At 69.6% G+C, this 18,229-nt stretch carries 15 protein-coding genes; 6 read left to right on the forward strand and 9 right to left on the reverse strand.

The features are described from left to right. Window positions 1-2 precede the first annotated feature (2 nt). Window positions 3-1,172, reverse strand: a complete 1,170-nt coding sequence (locus GLP40_RS08575; protein ID WP_154787243.1) for an acyl-CoA dehydrogenase family protein — start codon at window positions 1,170-1,172, stop codon at window positions 3-5. A gap of 161 nt (window positions 1,173-1,333) precedes the next feature. Here GLP40_RS08575 and GLP40_RS08580 point away from each other — a divergent pair, with 161 nt between their 5' ends. Then, window positions 1,334-2,080: a hypothetical protein gene (locus GLP40_RS08580; protein ID WP_154787244.1), complete on the forward strand. Its 747-nt coding sequence runs from the start codon at window positions 1,334-1,336 to the stop codon at window positions 2,078-2,080. A 319-nt stretch (window positions 2,081-2,399) separates the two neighbouring features. On the opposite strand, the gene GLP40_RS08585 is transcribed toward GLP40_RS08580, so the two are convergent. Continuing rightward, on the reverse strand, window positions 2,400-4,187 hold the full coding sequence (locus GLP40_RS08585; RefSeq protein ID WP_154787245.1) for a DEAD/DEAH box helicase: 1,788 nt from the start codon (window positions 4,185-4,187) through the stop codon (window positions 2,400-2,402). 278 nt (window positions 4,188-4,465) lie between these two features. On the opposite strand from GLP40_RS08585, the gene GLP40_RS08590 reads away from it, so the two are divergent. After that, window positions 4,466-5,263, forward strand: a complete 798-nt coding sequence (locus GLP40_RS08590) for a carbon-nitrogen hydrolase family protein (protein WP_230329395.1) — start codon at window positions 4,466-4,468, stop codon at window positions 5,261-5,263. 207 nt (window positions 5,264-5,470) lie between these two features. Then, window positions 5,471-6,118 (forward strand): phosphoribosyltransferase, encoded by a 648-nt coding sequence (locus GLP40_RS08595; RefSeq protein ID WP_154787383.1) that lies wholly within the window; start codon window positions 5,471-5,473, stop codon window positions 6,116-6,118. Here the strand turns inward: GLP40_RS08595 and GLP40_RS08600 are convergent. Next, entirely contained in the window at window positions 6,112-6,276 is a 165-nt protein-coding gene (locus GLP40_RS08600; protein WP_154787246.1) for a hypothetical protein, read from the reverse strand. The two genes, GLP40_RS08595 and GLP40_RS08600, sit on opposite strands and share 7 nt — an antisense overlap. Window positions 6,277-6,286: 10 nt before the next feature. After that, a complete protein-coding gene (locus GLP40_RS08605; RefSeq protein WP_154787247.1) occupies window positions 6,287-7,009 on the reverse strand; it encodes an alpha/beta hydrolase in 723 nt (240 codons plus the stop codon). 506 nt (window positions 7,010-7,515) lie between these two features. On the opposite strand from GLP40_RS08605, the gene GLP40_RS08610 reads away from it, so the two are divergent. Beyond that, window positions 7,516-11,100 (forward strand): bifunctional RecB family nuclease/DEAD/DEAH box helicase, encoded by a 3,585-nt coding sequence (locus tag GLP40_RS08610; protein ID WP_230329336.1) that lies wholly within the window; start codon window positions 7,516-7,518, stop codon window positions 11,098-11,100. Between the two features lie 3 nt (window positions 11,101-11,103). On the opposite strand, the gene GLP40_RS08615 is transcribed toward GLP40_RS08610, so the two are convergent. Both GLP40_RS08615 and GLP40_RS08620 read right to left on the reverse strand, forming a co-directional pair. Next, the gene (locus GLP40_RS08615) at window positions 11,104-12,282 is read right to left on the reverse strand and encodes an amino acid deaminase/aldolase (RefSeq protein WP_328289872.1); all 1,179 of its coding nucleotides are present in this window, start codon (window positions 12,280-12,282) and stop codon (window positions 11,104-11,106) included. Window positions 12,283-12,516: 234 nt separating this feature from the next. Continuing rightward, a complete protein-coding gene (locus tag GLP40_RS08620) occupies window positions 12,517-13,002 on the reverse strand; it encodes a TetR family transcriptional regulator (protein WP_230329337.1) in 486 nt (161 codons plus the stop codon). Between the two features lie 444 nt (window positions 13,003-13,446). Between GLP40_RS08620 and GLP40_RS08625 the strand changes: the two genes are divergently transcribed. Next, window positions 13,447-14,181, forward strand: coding sequence for a tyrosine-protein phosphatase (locus GLP40_RS08625; RefSeq protein ID WP_328289873.1), 735 nt, complete (start codon window positions 13,447-13,449; stop codon window positions 14,179-14,181). A 6-nt stretch (window positions 14,182-14,187) separates the two neighbouring features. Here the strand turns inward: GLP40_RS08625 and GLP40_RS08630 are convergent, their stop codons facing one another. Both GLP40_RS08630 and GLP40_RS08635 read right to left on the reverse strand, forming a co-directional pair. Then, the gene (locus GLP40_RS08630) at window positions 14,188-15,426 is read right to left on the reverse strand and encodes a class I adenylate-forming enzyme family protein (RefSeq protein ID WP_154787248.1); all 1,239 of its coding nucleotides are present in this window, start codon (window positions 15,424-15,426) and stop codon (window positions 14,188-14,190) included. 335 nt (window positions 15,427-15,761) lie between these two features. Beyond that, on the reverse strand, window positions 15,762-16,556 hold the full coding sequence (locus GLP40_RS08635) for an enoyl-CoA hydratase/isomerase family protein (RefSeq protein ID WP_154787249.1): 795 nt from the start codon (window positions 16,554-16,556) through the stop codon (window positions 15,762-15,764). 218 nt (window positions 16,557-16,774) lie between these two features. On the opposite strand from GLP40_RS08635, the gene GLP40_RS08640 reads away from it, so the two are divergent. Then, the gene (locus GLP40_RS08640; protein ID WP_328289874.1) at window positions 16,775-17,800 is read left to right on the forward strand and encodes a glutathione S-transferase family protein; all 1,026 of its coding nucleotides are present in this window, start codon (window positions 16,775-16,777) and stop codon (window positions 17,798-17,800) included. Window positions 17,801-17,806: 6 nt separating this feature from the next. Here GLP40_RS08640 and GLP40_RS08645 read toward each other — a convergent pair whose 3' ends face one another. After that, window positions 17,807-18,226, reverse strand: coding sequence for a VOC family protein (locus GLP40_RS08645; RefSeq protein ID WP_154787251.1), 420 nt, complete (start codon window positions 18,224-18,226; stop codon window positions 17,807-17,809). Window positions 18,227-18,229: the final 3 nt, after the last annotated feature.

Below are 18,229 nucleotides of genomic sequence, written 5' to 3' on the forward strand. Positions count from 1 at the left end.
GCTCACAATCCGAGGATGGTGGAGGCGATGATGGTGCGCTGCACCTCGCTGGAGCCTCCGTAGATGGTGGTCTTGCGGTAGTTCAGGTAGCCGGGGCCGCTGCGCTGCGCCCAGCCGGGCGAGGCGATGTCGCCGGCGTTCACCGGCAGCGCATCCGGGCCGGCGATGTCCAGCAGCAGCTCGGTGGCGGCCTGCTGCAGTTCGGAACCGCGTAGCTTCAACACCGAGGAGGCCGGATTCGGCTTGCCGTCACTGGAATTCGAGATCACGCGCATGAGCGTGAGCTCCAGCGCCAGCAGCTCGTTCTCGATCTCGGCCACGCGCGTCGCGAACACCGGGTCCTCGAGCAGCGTGCCGCTACCCGAACGAATCTGCGCCGCGTACTCTTTCGCGACGCCCAGCTTCACCTTGGTGCGGCCGACGCCGGTGATGCCGGTGCGCTCGTTGCCGAGCAGGAACTTCGCGTAGGTCCAGCCCATGTTCTCCTCGCCGACCAGCTGATCGGCGGGGACGCGGACGTTCTCGAAGAAGACCTCGTTGACCTCGTGGTGGCCGTCGATGAGCTTGATCGGCCGGATGGTCACCCCGGGGGTGTTCACATCGAAGAGCAGCATCGAGATGCCCGCCTGCTTCTTGGCATTCGGGTCGGTGCGCACCAGGCAGAAGATCCAGTCGGCGTACTGGGCCAGGGTGGTCCAGATCTTCTGGCCGTTGACGATGTAGGAGTCGCCGTCGCGCACCGCGGTGGTGCGCAGCGAGGCCAGGTCCGAGCCCGCGTCCGGCTCGGAAAATCCCTGGCACCACCAGATGTCGAGGTTGGCGGTCGGCGGCAGGAAGCGTTGCTTGAGCTCCTCCGAACCGAACTGGGCGATGACCGGTCCGATCATCTGGGCGTTGAAGGTGAGCGGCTCGGGGACCGAGGCCAGCTGCATCTCGTCTTCCCAGATGTGGCGCTGCATGGGCGTCCAGTCGCGCCCGCCCCAGGCGACCGGCCACTTCGGCACCGCCAAGCCGTTCTCGTTGAGGATGCGGTGGGTGGTGACGATGTCATCTCGTGAGAGCTCGAGGCCGTATTTGACGCGGTCGCGGATCTCCGCCGGGATCTTGGTCCGGTAGAACTCGCGCAGTTCATCCCGGAACTTCACCTCATCGGGTGATAGGGCCAGCTTCATTGCTTCTCCCGAGCGTCGCTGTGATGTCGCCATCAAACCTACCCCCCGGTAATGATCCGGCCGTCACCCGGATCGCACCGGCCGGGCGGCTCGCCGGGGCGACGTCCGGGCCGAGCTGGTACGTTGCCGTGGAATCCACACCCGACGCAGGAGCAGCACGAGTGAACGGTTGGACCCTGTCCCAGCGTGCCCTGGCGATCGCCGCCCTCACCGCCACGGCAGTCCTCGGCGCGACATCCACGGCCACCGCCGACGAGCCGACGCCGCCCGCCGCGAACGGCCTCGACCAGCTCACCCGGGCCGTCGGCGACGACGCGGCGGGCAGGACCGCGGTCGCCGACATCGCCAAGGCCGCCCAGTTGGTCGCCGCCGCGAAGCTGGAAAACGTTCAGTTCACGCCGTTCTCGTACCTGGCGCCCACCCTCGGCTGCGGATTCAACATGCCGTTCAGCCTCACCTCGGCCCTGGCCGTCACCGGTGTCACCGGCCCGAACGCCTCGGTGGCGCTGCCGCCGGGCAATGTCAGCTTCCAGGCCATGGTGCAGCAGAACGGTTTTCCGATCGCCTCCGGTCTGACCGTCGCCTGGCTGAACGTCAACAACGGCCGCGGCGGCGTCACGCCGCTCGACGACCGGACCGAGTACAACCTCCCCTCGCTGACCAAGACCGTGGACGCCGGCGCGGGCACGGTCGTCGCCTCGCTGTGGGGAACCATCGACTACCCGGGGGCGCGCTGCGTGGTGCTGCCCACCGTCGGCCTGTTCACCGTGTCCGACACCGCACCCGCCCAGCAGGCCGCCCCGGACGCACCGAATGCCTCGACCCCGACCACCTCGCCCGCACCGACGACTCGGGCGCAGACTCCCGATGTCTCCGCCGACTCCGGTTCCGGCGGCGCCGCCAACTGATTCCCGAAAACGCGACGCCCGCACCCGTTTCGGGTGCGGGCGTCGGTCGTTCTCGGCGACCGTACAAGTCCTCAGGTCACCCCGGCATTCTGGGATCCACGGCCACCGCGCGGATTCCGGCCGAGAACACCGCGGATCGGCCGCGTCCCGCGATGTCCACCCAGCGCGCAACCCGGATCGCGGTGCGCTGCAACGGCTCACTGACTACTTCTAGGAAGACCGCAGGCCGTTTCCGAACTTTGTGCCCCAGCACATTTCGTCGAACATTCTGCTGCCCAGCGGCATGCCGGAATGACCCGGAATGACGAGGGGCTCGCGCTCAGAAGCGCGGTTTGCGGCGGTTGTCGGGCCGCTTGCCCTCACGCCGGGGCGCGCGGCTCATCGGGCGCATTCCGGGCGGGCCCTGGTCCAGCTGCAGGTCGATGAGCTGACCGCTGATCCGGGTGCGGCTCAGCGCATTCAGCGTTTCCTTGGACAGGTCGGCGGGCAGCTCCACCAGCGAGTGGTCGGGCCGGATGCTGATGTGCCCGAAGTCGCTGCGGCGCAGGCCGCCCTCGTTGGCGATGGCGCCCACGATCGCGCCCGGCGCGACCTTGTGCCGCTTGCCGACCGAGATCCGGTAGGTCACCAGCTCCGCACCGGTCTGGCGGTGGCGGGACGGTTCGCGGTGTTCCCGCGGGCCACGCTCGTCGAAGGAGCGCGGGGCTCGTTCGCGGTCGCGACGCGGCCGCTCGGCGGGCTCCGGCTCGGGCTCCATGAAGAAGTTGTCGCCGTCGTGGCCACCCACCGCGAGCGCCGCGGCGATGTCCACCAGCGGAATGTTGTGCTCGCGCTCGTACTCTTCGATGAGCTTGCGGAACAGCGGCAGGTTGGCCGAGTTCAGGTTCTCGGTGATGGCGTCGTGGAACTTCATGACACGCTGGGCGTTCACGTCCTCGACACTGGGCAGCTGCATCTCGGTGACCTGTTGGCGGGTGGCGCGCTCGATGGCGTCGAGCAGGCGGCGCTCGCGCGGGGCCACGAACAGCAGCGCCTCACCGGTGCGGCCCGCGCGACCGGTGCGGCCGATGCGGTGCACGTAGGACTCGGTGTCGTGCGGGATGTCGTAGTTGACGACGTGCGAGATGCGTTCCACGTCCAGGCCGCGCGCGGCCACGTCGGTGGCGACCAGGATGTCGAGCACCCCGGACTTGAGCTGGCCGATGGTGCGCTCACGCTGCGCCTGCGCGATGTCGCCGTTGATGGCGGCCGCGGAATACCCACGCGCGCGCAGCTTTTCGGCCAGCTCCTCAGTGGCTTGCTTGGTGCGCACGAAAATAATCATGGCCTCGAAGGATTCGACCTCGAGGATTCGGGTCAGCGCGTCGAGCTTGCGCTGATAGGACACCAGCACCCAGCGCTGGGAGATGTTGGTGTTGGTGGCCGTCTTCGCCTTGACGGTGATCTCGATCGGGTTCTTCAGGTACTGCTTGGAGATCTTGCGGATGGCCGGCGGCATGGTCGCCGAGAACAGCGCCACCTGCTTCTCATCGGGAGTGTCGGCGAGGATGCGCTCGACATCGTCCTGGAAGCCCATCTTGAGCATCTCGTCGGCCTCGTCCAGCACCAGATACTGCAGCTGCGACAGGTCCAGGGTGCCGCGCTCGAGGTGGTCGATGACGCGCCCCGGCGTGCCGACGACGACCTGCGCGCCCCGCTTGAGGCCCGACAGCTGCACCGCGTAGTTCTGGCCGCCGTAGATGGGCAGCACGTGCAGGCCGGGCATGTGCACCGAGTATCGGCCGAACGCCTCGGCGACCTGGATGGCCAGCTCGCGGGTCGGGGCCAGGACCAGGGCCTTCGGCGCCTTGCCCTGCATCTCGATACCCATCAGGATCGGGATGGCGAAGGCGGCGGTCTTGCCGGTACCGGTCTGGGCCAGGCCCACCACGTCCGCGCCGTCCAGCAACGGCGGAATAGTCGCCGCCTGAATGGGCGACGGCGATTCGTAGCCGACATCGGCGATGGCCCGCAGGATGCGGTCATCGATGCCCAGATCGGCGAAGGACGGGCCGGAAACGTCCCTCTCGTCGTCAGTGGGAGCGCTGTCGGCCGGTGAGGTACTCATTGCCAGGGATTTTACTGCCTGCTAGCTGCGGGCTTGACCATCGGGTGAATACCCTGGGGGTCGTGCAACCGGACAACCCGCCCGCGCCCTCCGTCCCGACGCCCTCGAGTTCCCCGTCCGGACCCGGAAATACCGAACCGGCTCCCGTCCGCAATTACGTCACCGCAACCCTGGCCACCCCCGATGCGGGCAGCTCCGGAGCAGTGGCGATGGCCGTGCACGAACCGGCCGCGGCGACGGGGCTGCCCACCGGCACCGAGGCCGCCGGGTCGGTGGACATGGCGGTGGTGCAGTTCGATCCGTACACCGACACCGTGGCCAATCTCACCGCCCTGCGCGCGAAGGTCAAGTCGGCCAGCGAACTCGGAGCGAAGGTGGTGGTGGCGCCGGAATATTCGATGTTCGCCACCAAGCGCCTGGACGAGCGGGTGCTGGCCGCCGCGGAACCGCTGACCGGACCGTTTGTCACCGGATTGCGCGGTATCGCAGCGGAATTCGGCGTGTACGTGGTCGCGGGGGTGGTCGAGACCGGCGGCCCCGACGAGCCCGCCGGGCAGGTCTACAACACCCTCGTCGCCGCCTCGCCCGATGCCGAGTTCGCGGCCGTCTACCGCAAGGTGCATCTCTACGACGCCTTCGGCTCTCGCGAATCCGATCTGCTCATCGCCGGCCCCCTGGAGCAGTCGCAGACCTTCACCGTGGACGGCGTGGTGTTCGGCATGCAGACCTGCTTCGATCTGCGCTTCCCCGAAGGCATTCGCCGCCTGGCCGCCGCGGGTGCGCACGTGCTGCTGCTGCCCGCCCAATGGATTCCCGGTCCTGGCAAGGTGGATCAGTGGACGACGCTGCTGCGCGCCCGGGCCATCGAGAACACCATGTACGTGGCCGCCGCCGACCAGGCCGCTCCCCGCGGCTCCGGCACGTCGATGATCGTCTCCCCCACCGGCGCGGTGCTGGCCGAGCTCGGCGACCAGCCGGGCATCGCCACCGCCCACGTGGATCTGCGCCATCTCGCCGAGGTCCGCGCCACCAATCCGAGCCTCGCGCTGCGCCGGTACACGATCCGCGGAGAGTAGGGACGCCCAGAGGTTCGCGGTCACGAGCCAAGCGGAACGCTCGATCCTGGACCGCGGCTCGATAGACCTCCGCCTCGGCCTCCGCGTCGGCGCGGGGCGCGGACGGCTCCGTAGACCCGTGACTCGGGAGCTGAGGAGCGGAGAATCGAGACCTCGGGCTCGCGAACCCGCCCCGGAGCCGAGCGGAGGGGCAAAATGGACGAAGCGATGTTCTATCCGGATCGGGAGGCTGCCGGGCGCGCGCTGGGTGGGGCACTGGTGCACCTGCGCGCGGCGGATCCTGTGGTGCTGGCGCTGCCCCGGGGCGGGGTGCCGGTGGCCGTGGCAGTGCGGGAAGTCATCGGCGGGGATCTGGATGTGCTGCTGGTCCGCAAGCTCGGAGTGCCGTGGCACCCGGAGTTGGCCATGGGAGCCATCGGCGAGGATGACGTCCGGGTATTGAATGACGACGTCATGTGGCAGACCGGAGTGACGGCGGAACAGCTGGCGGACATCGAGGCCGTCGAGCGGGCCGAGCTGGAGCGTCGGCGGCGGGTGCTGCGGACGGATCCGCCGCTCGCGCTGAAGGACCGGACCGTGGTGATCGTGGACGACGGCATGGCGACCGGTGCGACCATGGCCGCGGGGTGCGAGATCGCGCGACTGCACGAGCCGCGCCGGGTGGTGGCGGCGGTGCCGGTGTCATCGGTCGAAGCGCTGCACCGGATCCGGTCGATCGCCGATGAGGTGGTGTGCCCGCTGGTACCGCGATCCCTCGGCGGGGTGGGCGGGGCGTACCGGGATTTCCATCAGCTCACCGACCAGGAAGTGGTGGAGTTGTTGCACCCCACCGCTTCCCGGGATGCGGATCAGTGAACCTCGGTGATGCCCTTGCGGTGTCGCTGCGCGAGGCCGGCGTAGAAACTCGGATCGGTCTCGACCCACGGCTCGGCGGGGGTGCCTTCGAGCGGCTTCCGCACCTGGGCGGGCGAGCCCGCGGCCGGCACATCGTCGCCACGGAGCACGCCCTTCACCGCGACGCCCTCAGGCCAGGGAACGAGCGTGCACGAAATCGACGATCTCGGCGGTGACCTCGGCGTGCACGGGCTCGTGCAGCAGGTCGTGCCCGGCATTGGGGTAGGTGTGCAATCGCGCGCCGACCTGCGCCGACCAGTCCCGCACCGGATCGACGGGGGCGCGGCGATCGTCCGCGCCGTGCACGATCAGCACCGGCAGGCCCTCGGGTAGCCGGGGGCCCGGCCAGTCCGACTCCTGCTCGGTCGCCAGCGCGGCCCGCGATCGGGAACCGCCTTGCGCGCGTGCGCGATTCGGGGCCTCGGCGCCGCGGGCGGACCTGGGCGACCTGCCCTCCAGCACCGCCTCGGGCGTCCCGCACAGCACGAGCCCGGCGAACTCGCCCGGCTCGGCCTCGCGGAGCACGGCCAGGGTGGTGGCCGCACCCAGCGAATGGCCCATCAGGAAGAGCGTGGAATTCGCGTGCGCGCGCACCTGATCCAGGAACAGCCGAGCATCGGCGGCGAGTTCGTAGATGGTGCCCGGACGCTCCGGGTCCCCTTCGCTGAGACCGTGCCCGGAGGTGTCCAAGGCCCACAGTTCGATGCCGTGGGCGGCGAGCGCCCGAGCGAACCGGTGGTAGTGCGCGCTGTGCTGCCCGATCCCGGGTAAGAAAGCCAGGACAGCCTGCGCATTGTCGAGCTGCCATCGGCGGTAGTGAAGGCGGCCGCGAGCGCCCGCGAGGTAGAGCATCGGCAGATTGTGACAGACCCGGACGCGTTACGGGGGCACTCGGAACAAGCGACTGGCGAGTAATTACCGACGTTGCCGAACGGCGGCGCGGAGTAGGTGCGGCCCAGGGCGTCGAAACTGCCGCGATAGCAGGACGGTGACCCGACCGGGGTGCGGACAGCGCCGAGTTCGGACAGCTCGGTTCGCCGTTGTGCGCCGGGGCCGTTTCCTCGCCCTCCGACAAGGGGCGACACGCCGGAATGGCGAGGCGATTTGGGGCGTATGACCGGGCCTCGAGCCGCCGCCGGCGGAATCTGTGCGCGCGAGTCGCGTTGTCTCCCAACATCGCCCGCACACGCGTGCTGACGTGGGCGAGTCGCGGCGTGTCCGAACCGGCGCGCGGGCCGCACCTGGCGGCACATCTCACCGCCCGCAATCATTACGCTATGCCCGACTCGGCCACGTGATGAACGACCCCCGCCGGGTGCGGGTGTCGGCGGAGGAGAGGCGCAGGAGGGCCGCGATTGATGCTGTTCGGTGATCGTGTCGTGTGCAGCACCGGTGACCTGGTGGCGGCGGCGCGTTGTGAGTTCGCGCTGCTGCGCGCACTCGACGCCGAACTGGGACTGGTGACACCGGTCGAGTTCCCGTCGCCCGGCACGCTCACGCGCACCCCCGGCCCGGCCGTCGAACACCGCCTCGCCGATCTGCGCGACCGCTACGGTACGGACGTCACCCGCATCCGCCTGTCCGGGCCCGCGGCCGACGCGCTCGCCACCGGCGCGCTGTTCTCCGAGGACCTGCGCGAGCAGGCGCTGGCCGGACTGCGCGACGCCCACCATCAGACGCTGACCGCCCTGCGGGCGGACGCGGAGGCCGTCGCCGGCGGCGTGATGTTCGACGGTGACTTCGTGGCCCGGTGCGAGTTCCTGGTGCGCGATCACGCGCCCGAGGGACACGATTATCTCGTGGCCGGGGTGGCCGGACGGCGGGGCGGGATCGCGACCCTGCTGGGACTGGCCGCGGCGGCGGAGGCCCTGCGGCGCAATGGATTCCGAGCCGCACCGCTGGCGCGGGTATGGGAGGACGGGGTCGCGGTCACCTACACGCTGGCCGACATGGCGGTGGTGTACCAGGCGCGGCGGGCCCGGCTGAACCTCATCGTCGACACCAAGCTCGGCGAGCTGCTTCCGGTGCAGTGGGGAGACCGGCGCTATCTGGCCTGCGGCCACTGCCCCACCTGCACGGCCGAGCTCGAGGCCCGCCGCGACCTGCTGCTGGTGGCCGGCATGCGCCCGGCCACCCGCGCCCATCTGCGCGACGCCGGCATCACCACGCTGGACCGGCTGGCCGTCGCCGACGCCGCCGTCACCGGCATTCCGGCCACCACCCTGACCACGCTGCGCCGCCAGGCCGAGGTCCAGATCCTGCGCGAGCGCACCGGCCGTCCGGTGCACGCCCTCATCGATCCGGCCGCCCTCGCCGCACTCCCCGCGCCGACCCGGGGCGATCTGTTCGTGTCCGTCACCGCTGCCGTTGCTCCCGAGAGCGGCGAGTTCCCGCGTGCGGCGACCGGAATCGTCCGTCCGGCAGGCGATCTGACCGTGCAGATCAGCACCCTCGCGCTACCCGATCAGCGGCAGGCGGATCACGGCGGCATGCCGGCGCACCGGCTGCTCGAAACCTCCTCCGCGCCAGTGATATCCGGTTCCGAAACGACGGAATCGGCCGAAGGAGAACACGTCGCCGAACAGCGCGGCAGCGCCGCGGTCGCGACCTTCGAGCAGGGCCCCGGGGTGAGCACGGTCGCGCTGGGGTTCGTTCCCGCGCCCGCGTCGCCGAAACCCGAGCGCACCTTCGTCATCCGAGCCGACGACCGGGACCCGCTCGGGCGCGGCACGATCACCCGCCGCCGCGATGACGCGGACGCGCTGCTGGATTTCCTGATGGAACGGCAGCGCGAATGCCCCGACCTGCGAATCCATCACTACCGCGGCGCTCTGCGCGAACTCCTGGACGCCATCGGCGAACGTGATTGCGAGGGTGAGGACGTGGTGGCCGAACTGCTCCCCGCCCTGGTCGATCTGTACCCGGTGGTGCGGGCCGCCCTGGTCGTCGGTGAGCGGTCCTATGACCTGCACCAGCTGCCGCCCAATCAGGAGGAGAACGACGGCGGCGCGGAAGCCGTACTACGACTGCGAGATTGGCTACTGGAGCTGGCCGCACAGCATGGGGTCCGGCCGAGCCGACGGTGGTGCTACGACTACGCCGAGACCGGACCCGACGAAATCGAGGCGGCGCTACGGGAATTCGCCGAGAGCGACGGCGCGCAGCGCGGCCCGGCGCAGGAGGCGGCCGGGCTCACGGCCGCCGCCCTGGGCTATCACCGGCGCGAGCGGCGGCCGCTGCGCTGGGCGCACGACGACCGCCTCGACCACCCGGTCGCCGAATGGGCCGACACCGCGGGCGTTCTCGTCGCGGACTCCGGTTCGGTGGACACCGACTGGCACAGCACCGGGCAGCGGCCCATGCGGCGCTACCTGACCCTCACCGGGCGGCTCGGGACCGGCAACGCGCCGCCACCCGGTACCCCGGTTCTCGCCCTCTACGACCGTCCCGCCCCGGGCATGACCGTCGCCCCGGGCCTGCGCGCTACCACGTATGCCACCGTCCTCGGCTGCGCGCTGGACACCAATTTCGAGGATGTCGTGCGTGTGGTCGAAATGCTGCCGGAGGGCTGTGAACCCTACGGCGAGCTGCCCTCCGCCATCGCACCCTGCCCGCCGGACCACGACGTCCATCTCGCGGAAGCATTGGAGGACACCGCATATCAGCTGCTGGTGACCCTTCCTCAGGTGCCCGAGACGGCCGTCTTCGACATCCTCTGCCGCCGCCCGCCCCGGCTGCGCGCGGGCGCGGCGCTGCCCGAGGTGTTCGGCGACCACGCCGCCGCGGTCACCGCGGCCGTGCTGGACCTCGACAATTCCTATGTGGCCGTGCAGGGTCCGCCCGGCACCGGCAAGACCGACGCCACCGCGCGGGCCGTGGAACGGCTCGTCACCCGATACCGCTGGCGGGTCGGCGTGGTGGCGCGCTCGCACCAGGTGGTCGAACACGTGCTCGACGCCGTGGTGCGGGTAGGCGTGTTACCGGAGCTGGTGGCCAAGGCCGACAGCCGGGCGGTGGCGCCGGAATGGCTGCCCATCGAGGCGTCGCGCTATCCGCGCTTCCTCGACAATGCCGTGAACGGCTGCGTGGTCGGCGGGCTGTCGAGCGACTTCGCCGATCCCGAGCGCATCGCGCGCCACAGCCTGGACCTGCTGGTCATCGTCGACGCCGGGAAATTCCCGCTGGCCGAGGCGCTGGCGGTGGCCGTGTGCGCGCGCAATCTGCTGCTGGTGGGCGACCCCGCGCCGCCCGCTGGGCACGGCCTGCATCCGGAGCCCATCGCTGAATCCGTGCTGGGCCGCCTACTGGGCGCGCACCGCACCCTGCCCGCCGCCTACGGCTACTTCCTGGACCGCACCTGGCGCATGCACCCGCGCATATGCGGCCCGGTGTCGCGGCTGCGCTACGACAACCGACTGCGTTCCAATGAAACAGTCACCCTCGCAAGGGAACTCGACGGCATTCCGCCCGGCGTGCGCACCGTGCCGGTGGAGCACCACGGCAACAGCACCGAATCCGCCGAGGAGGCCCGGGAAATCGTGCGCCAGGTGCGCACCCTGCTCGGATTGCCCTGGCACACCGGCGCGCTCACCCGCCGCCTGCACCCGCACGACATCCTGGTGGTGGCGCCCTACCACGCCCAGGTGGCGCGCATCCGGACCTTGCTGTCACGGGCGCGCATCGAGGACGTACTGGTCGGCACCCCCGACCACTTCCAGGGCCGCGAGGCCGCGATGGTGCTGGTCTCCATGACCACCTCCGCGCCCGAGGACGCCCCGCACGGCATCGGCGCGCTGCTGTCGCGGCACTGGCTCACCAGCGCGATCTCGCGCGCCATGTGGTCGGCCATCATCGTGCGCTCGCCGCTGCTGACCGAATACCTCCCGGCCACCACCGTCGAACTGTCCGACCTGGCCGCGGTGCTGCAACTCGACCGCGTCTAGGCCTCAGCCGAAGCAATGCCCTTCACCGCGATAGGTGGGCACGGTGGTGCGGCTGCCATCCTGGTCGACCAGGTGCACCTCGGTGAAGCGTTCACACAGCTCGCCCGCCTTGGCGTGCCGGAACCAGACCCGATCACCGATCCCGAGGCCGTCGGCTCCGGTCAGCGGCGTCTGCACCTCGCCCGCGCCCTCGGTCCCGATCAGCTTCAATCCCAAGGGCCACACCGGCTTCGGCACCCGCGAGGCCCCGGCGGGGCCGGAGGCGATGTAGCCGCCGGAGAACACGGTGGCAATGCCCGGCGCCGGTCGGCGCAGTACCGGCGTGGCGAAGTACATGGACGGCCGCGAAGCCAGATTGCGGTAGCCGTCGAACAGCGTCGGCAGGTACAGGCCCGAACCCGCGGTCACCTCGGTGACATCCGGGTCGGTGATGCTGACCTCGATGGAACCGGTGCCGCCGGAGTTGACCAGCTCGAGCTCGCCGACCGTCGACCGGACGGCCTCCAGCACCTGGCGGCGGCGCCTCCCGATCTCCGCAGCCGAGGCCCACTTCACCAGGCGCACAGCGGGATTGGTGTCCGGCAGGCCGGCGATCTGCGCCTCGTAGGTCATGATGCCGACGACCCGGAAACCGCGGGAAAGGGTTTCGGCGGCCAGCCGGGCGGCCTGCTCGGGCGTGCGAATGGGCGAGCGGCGCACGCCCAGGTGCAGCGGGCCGATGCGCAGGGAGGCGTCGACATCCAGACACACACGGGGAGCGACCTTTTCGCTGCCGACGGCATCGCGGATCAGGTCCAGCTGGTCGGTGTCGTCGACCATGAGGGTAATGGAGTCGAGCAGCAGCTGATCGGCGGCGAGTTCGGCCAGCGCGTGCCGGTCCACGGTGGGATAGCCGAGCAGGACGTCGCGCGCGCCCTCCCGGACCAGCCAGATGGCCTCGCGCAGTGAGTAACCCATGATGCCCGCGAACCCGCCGGACGCGGTGAGCTCAGGACCCAGCACTTCCTCGAGGACGGCGCGGCAGCGCACGGATTTACTGGCCACCCGGATCGGCACGCCGCGGGCGCGGCTCACCAGATCGGCGGCATTGGCGCGCAGGGCGGTCAGGTCGACCGCGGCCAGTGGAGGTTCGAGGTCGGCGGTGGCCGCGTGCAGCCCGCTGATCGGCGACGAATCGGTCACCGGATCATTCGACCACGAACCTGGTCATGCGTCCAGTGGTGTCTATCTCGCCCTTCGCTTCACTCCGGGCGGGTTCGCGGACAAGGCGCGGGTCCATCGAGCCGAAGGTCTCGATTCTTCCGCCCTCCGCTCCCCCCAAGGCGCAGGTCTATGGGCCGTTCGCTCCCCGCTCCAAGCACGGGGAGGCGGAGCGCGGTCCAGAATCGATACGACCGCGAACCATTCGAGCGATGTTCAGGGCAGGTCGACGGCCTTGGTCGACAGGTACGAGACCAGGTCGTCCAGCACCACCAGCGTGGTCTCGTCATCACAGTCGGCGAGCCAGCGCAGCACCATGCCCTGGATGACGGCCAGCAGATAGGCGGCGATGGCGTCGACCGGTTCCAGCCACTGGGTGCCCGAGCGGCGGGCGCACAGATCCAGGAAGTCGGTCACGTCCGCATCCATTTCGCGGAACATGGCCGTGGCGGCCGGGTCCGGAATGCAGGCCGACTGGTTCTCCCAGCGCCGCCGCAACACCGCCAGGGTGGACTCATAGGCACGCAACTGACGGTCCGGCGAGGATTTCAAGATCGGCCACAGCGTGCTGACACCCGCATGCAGCAGGACACGAAGCGCGCGATTACCCCTGAAATCAAGCGACCCGGCCGCGGTCTCGATGGCCTCGGTCATGGCCGGACGAAGTCCGACCTGGGTGATTATTTCTCCACTTGCGCTCAACGACGACTCCCTCTGGCGAAAGAACTCGCGCACCTCGCCTGCGCGGCTCGCTCAACGGGTAGTAGACCAGTGCCGATCTCCGGCAGTACACCGGCGTACCCGTTCAACGGGTTTTAATGCTACGCCGTTTCCTATCCCCGTAACCAGCTTCGATAGCCGATTCCATACCTCAGGAATGTTTTGTTACCCAATTGGAACAGACCCGCGACCGGATAGGAATGATCAAATTGAACGATCGCCCGGTAAAGACGTTGTTGGGACCGAACGGTATTTTCGGTGACGCGTGCGTGACGAAACATAGCGTGTGTGTGCGAACCCACAACGCCGCACGCATTCCGATCCTTCCTCGCCACACACAAACGCGCCCCGCTCACAGCGCACAATTCGCCGGTTCGATCGGCCGCGGACACCATGGCGACACCCACCCACCGATAGCCTGAGCGGGTGACTTCTGCGCGCTACGACCAATTCCTGATCTCCGGCACCTTCAATTTCCGTGACCTCGGCGGAGCCCGCACAGCGGGCGGTTCCACGGTCCGGGAAGGTGTGCTGCTGCGGTCGGCCCAACTCAGCCGCGTCGACGAAGCGGGCCTGGCCACCCTGGGCGAGCTGGGCGTCACCGACGTCCACGACCTGCGCGGGTTTGCCGAGATCGACTACATCGGCCACGACCTCATCCCTGACGGCGTGCGCTTGAACATCACCCCCTTCGACCCCCGTATCGGCGAGACCCCGCCGCATGAGGCACGCCGCCACGTCACCGCCTCCCGCCACATGCTCGAGGTCTACCGGCTCTTCCCCGCGATGCCCGAGGCGCACGTCGCCATCAAGTCATTGGCCGAATCCCTGCTGGCGGGCACCGCGCTGGTGCACTGCGCCGCGGGCAAGGACCGCACCGGCTGGGCGGTGGCCACCATATTGCGCGCGGTCGACGTCACCGAAGAGGAGATCTACGCCGACTACCTGCTCAGCAACGACGCCGTCCCGACCCTGCGCGCGTTCATGGCCGGGGACACCGACGAGGAACTCTCCGACGACCTGCTCGGCGTCCGGCCCGAATACCTGGAGTCGGCCACCAACTCCATGCTCGCGATGTACGGCGGCCTGGACGGGTACCTCGCCGAAATCGGCATCACACCCGAACTGCGCGACTCCCTGCGCGCCCGGCTGCTCGGCTGAGTCCGCTCAGTCCCCGGCCGACCGGCGGACCAGGCCGCTCGCATCGATGCTGACCTGGTTCCCGGTGTGGAACCAGGAGCCGGTGAACCGGGATTCGGTGGTGAGCGGGTCGTTCCAGTAACGGGGGGTGATGTTCGGCCCGCGACACAGCAATTCGCCATGGCCGGCGTCCGCGCACGGGCCCCACAGCGCGAGTTCGGTGCCGCCGAAGGCGAATCCGAGGGCGTCGCGGGCGGGGGCGTCGTCGTCGCGGGCCAGGCCGATGCCGGAGGTCTCGGTGGCGCCCCACACCGACCACTGGCGGGCCGCCGGGAAGACCTCGCGCAGGACGTTCGCCACGAATTCGGAGGTGGCCGGATCGCCGGCGGCCAGTTCGGCGCGGTGACCGGCGGTGCACAGCTGGCGCACGTGCTCGACCCGCAGTCCGGCCAGGCAAGGCAGCAGACCGGCGAAGATGCGCGGAGTCGCGGCGACCATGTCGATGTGTTCGGCGACAAGGGCCCGCGGCACCGCCGAACGGTCCGGAGTGAGCACCAGGGTGCCGCCGACCGCGAAGGTGGGTAGCAGCTGGTCGACGCAGCCGCTGGCATGCGCGAGTGGCAGCAGCACCAGATTGCGCAGCCCGTCGGTGGGCAGATCCAGCGCGCCGACCACGGAACGGATAGCGGAGAGCAGGTTCTCGTTGGTCAGCTCCACCCCGCGCGGGCCCGCCTCGGCGCCCGGGCTGGTGTAGCAGAGCAGCGCGAGCTCGCCCAGGGACGCGCCGTCGTCGATGAAGGCCGCGCCGTCTGGCAGTGCCTCGCGGAAACCGGCCGCGCTGCCACCGCCGTCGAGGACGAAGTCCGCGCAGGCGTCGTGAATCACCCGGTCCGCGACCGCATCCGGCAGGCCGTCGTGGACCAGGACCGGCACCGCCCCGGAGAGCAGCGCGCCCAGGAACGCCTGCACCCAGCGGGCGCCGACCGGCATGCGCACCGCCACCCGGTCGCCGTAGCCGATGCCGTGTTCCTGGAGACCGCCGGCGATGCGGGAGGCCGAGTACCAGAGTTCGCGGTAGGTGAGCCGGGGCCCGCCGATCTCCACGACGGCCTCACGAGCGGCGAAGGCATGGACCTGGACGTCGAGGAATTCGGTGAGCGCCGGCGTGAGGTTGCCATAGCGCAGGACGCCATCGGCAGCGCGTGCGAGCGGGTTGTCGCACCAGCTGTTTCGCGTCTGCGGATATTCCACGAGTAACTGCGACATCGTCGTCCCTCCGAGTACCTCGAAGCCCTGCCGGGCAAGAGTGACTATATGATGCAGATCACAGCGATGGGCGGATTGTCGGCAAACGGATGTCACGCTTTGACACCACGGAGCCAGATCGCCGCCGGTCAACCCAGCCTTCCCCCGACCGAGCCCGCGGAAACATCGGATTCGCGGCGTCCTCGGCGCAGCCGCATCCGGGATTCCCCGCCGGGCGGTCTCGTATCGCCCCCTGATCCCACACCGGCGCAATCGGCGGGCTTGACACGACCGGGCGGCAGAAGACACGCCCGGGCGCGCACGATCGATCGGCCGCCGAAGGGCCGGACCGGGGCCTACTTGCCCGTGTACACGGCCTTTCCGGGGCCGACCTCCAGGAAGCTGCGCACCGCTCCCAGCAGGTCCTCGGTGCCGAAAAGTCGCCCGGACACATCCGGGGTCACCGAATCCGCGTGCGCCACACCGCCGGAACGCCAGGCCTCGATGATCGCCTTGGTGGCGGCGTGCGCACGGGTCGGGCCGTCGGCGAGCCGGGCCAGCAGCGCTCGGGCGGCCACGTCGACATCCTCGTGCACGGCGTTGACCACGCCCCACTCGGCCATGGTCGCGGCGTCGTACGTGTCACCGGTCATGACGAACTCGCGGGCGCGGCCGGAACCGGCACGCTCGGCCAGCCGCTGCGGGCCGCCCATAGACGGGGTCAGGCCGACCACGGTCTCCACCAGGCCGAATTTGGCCTTGGGCGCGGCCAGGATGATGTCGCAGGCCAGCGCCATCTCGAAGGCCGCGGTCAGGGTCAGCGAGTGGGCGGCGAAGATCACCGGACAGGGCAGCGCCTCCAGCGGGTGGATGATGCGCGCGAACAGGGTTCGCCACAACTGCGCACCCTCCGCCTCGGACAGACCGTCGAAGACGTGGACGTCGACGCCGCCGGAGACCAGCTTGCCGTCGGCCCGCACCAGCAGCGCGCGGGGCGGATTCGCCGACAGCTCCTCGAGATCCGAGCCGAGCGTCTCCATCAGGGCCTTGTCGAAGAGGTTCAGCGGCGGATTGTCGATGGTCAGGATCGCCGCGTCCGCGCCGCCATCGGTGACGATGCGTTCCAGGCGCGTGGGCTTCGAGTCAGTCATGACCCTGAATGTATGCGGCCGCTTACTTTCGCAAAAGAGCGGGCACGACATCGAGACCGGCGACCGTGGGGATCGCCCGATGTTCGCGGTCGCGCGCGGGAGGCGCATCGCTCGATTCTGGACCGCGGCTCGAGAGACCTTCGTCTCGGAGGAGGGACGAGTCGAGACTTGGGTCCTTGCGAACCCGCCCGGAGCGAAACGGTGGGCAGAATGGCACAGTGACCACGTCCAAATCCGAGCCGGGCACCTATGTCGAACCCGGCGAATTCAAGCGCGATACCAACTACATCGACACGCGGATTACCGCGGACGGGCGCGACGGCTATCCCGTCGAGCCCGGACGGTATCGGCTGGTGGCCGCGCGGGCCTGCCCGTGGGCCAACCGCACGCTCATCGTGCGGCGGCTGCTCGGGCTGGAATCGGTGCTGTCGCTGGGGTTGTGCGGTCCCACCCATGACAAGCGCAGCTGGACCTTCGACCTGGATCCCGGCGAGGTGGACCCGGTGCTGGGCATCCACTTCCTGCGCGACGCCTACTTCGCGCGATTCCCCGACTATCCGCGCGGCATCACCGTGCCCGCCATCGTGGACGAGCGCACCGGCGCGGTGGTCACCAACGACTATGCGCAGATGACCCTCGACTTCTCCACCGAGTGGACCGCGCACCACCGGCCCGGCGCGCCGCGGCTGTACCCGGAAGACCTTCGCGCGGAGATAGATTCGGTGAATCGCCGGGTATACACCGAGGTCAACAATGGGGTGTACCGGTGCGGCTTCGCCGGCGGGCAGGACGCCTACGACGCCGCCTACGACCGGCTCTTCACGGCCCTCGACTGGCTGTCGGAACGGCTGGCCGGGCAGCGCTATCTGGTCGGCGACACCATCACCGAGGCCGATGTGCGGCTGTTCACCACGCTGGTCCGGTTCGATCCGGTGTATCACGGCCATTTCAAGTGCAACCGGCAGAAACTCACCGAGATGCCGGTGCTGTGGGCCTACGCCCGCGACCTGTACCAGACCCCGGGCTTCGGGGACACGGTCGACTTCACGCAGATCAAACAGCATTACTACATCGTCCACACCGACATCAATCCGACGCGGGTCGTCCCGAAGGGGCCCGAACTGGAGAACTGGCTCACCCCGCATGGCCGGGAAGCCCTGGGCGGCAAGCCCTTCGGGGACGGAACCCCGCCACCCCCGCCGCCGGTTGCCGAGCGTGTGCCCGCGGGTCACGCCCCGGCCTGAGACCGCCTACTCACCCGCCGCACCCCGATAGGTGCCGAAGCTCCAGTAGACCCCTTCTGGGTCGCGGCAGGTGAAACCCCTTGACTCATAGTCTGTTTCATCGCGCAGTTCGCGGGTGATGATCGCGCCCGCGGCCTTGGCCCGGGCATACAGCGCGTCCGCGTCGTCGATGGCGATGTATACCGAGCCGACCCCGGGCGGCTGGCATTCCAGCGCCATGCCCTCGCGGACGCCGCCGAGCATGATGGCGCCGCCGCCCGGCCAGGCGAGTTCGGCGTGCGCGACGGTGTCGCCTTCGTCGTAGCGGGCGGTGGTCTCGAAGCCGAAGGCCCGCTCCAGGAACGTGATCGCGGCCGGGGCGTCGCGGTAAACCAGGGTCGGCCAGACGACGGTGCCGGTCTTGGTGGGGGTTGTCGTTTCGCTCATGGG

Source organism: Nocardia aurantiaca (genome assembly GCF_009708175.1).
GTDB classification, from domain to species: Bacteria; Actinomycetota; Actinomycetes; order Mycobacteriales; family Mycobacteriaceae; genus Nocardia; species Nocardia aurantiaca.

What these genes read in the sequence shown, in the direction of transcription:
- GLP40_RS08575 (WP_154787243.1), bottom strand. Translation starts at nt 1,172, where the DNA reads ATGAAGCTGGCCCTATCACCCGATGAGGTGAAGTTCCGGGATGAACTG.
- GLP40_RS08585 (WP_154787245.1), bottom strand. Translation starts at nt 4,187, where the DNA reads ATGAGTACCTCACCGGCCGACAGCGCTCCCACTGACGACGAGAGGGAC.
- GLP40_RS08590 (WP_230329395.1), top strand. Translation starts at nt 4,466, where the DNA reads ATGGCGGTGGTGCAGTTCGATCCGTACACCGACACCGTGGCCAATCTC.
- GLP40_RS08595 (WP_154787383.1), top strand. Translation starts at nt 5,471, where the DNA reads ATGTTCTATCCGGATCGGGAGGCTGCCGGGCGCGCGCTGGGTGGGGCA.
- GLP40_RS08605 (WP_154787247.1), bottom strand. Translation starts at nt 7,009, where the DNA reads ATGCTCTACCTCGCGGGCGCTCGCGGCCGCCTTCACTACCGCCGATGG.
- GLP40_RS08610 (WP_230329336.1), top strand. Translation starts at nt 7,516, where the DNA reads ATGCTGTTCGGTGATCGTGTCGTGTGCAGCACCGGTGACCTGGTGGCG.
- GLP40_RS08630 (WP_154787248.1), bottom strand. Translation starts at nt 15,426, where the DNA reads ATGTCGCAGTTACTCGTGGAATATCCGCAGACGCGAAACAGCTGGTGC.
- GLP40_RS08635 (WP_154787249.1), bottom strand. Translation starts at nt 16,556, where the DNA reads ATGACTGACTCGAAGCCCACGCGCCTGGAACGCATCGTCACCGATGGC.
- GLP40_RS08645 (WP_154787251.1), bottom strand. Translation starts at nt 18,226, where the DNA reads ATGAGCGAAACGACAACCCCCACCAAGACCGGCACCGTCGTCTGGCCG.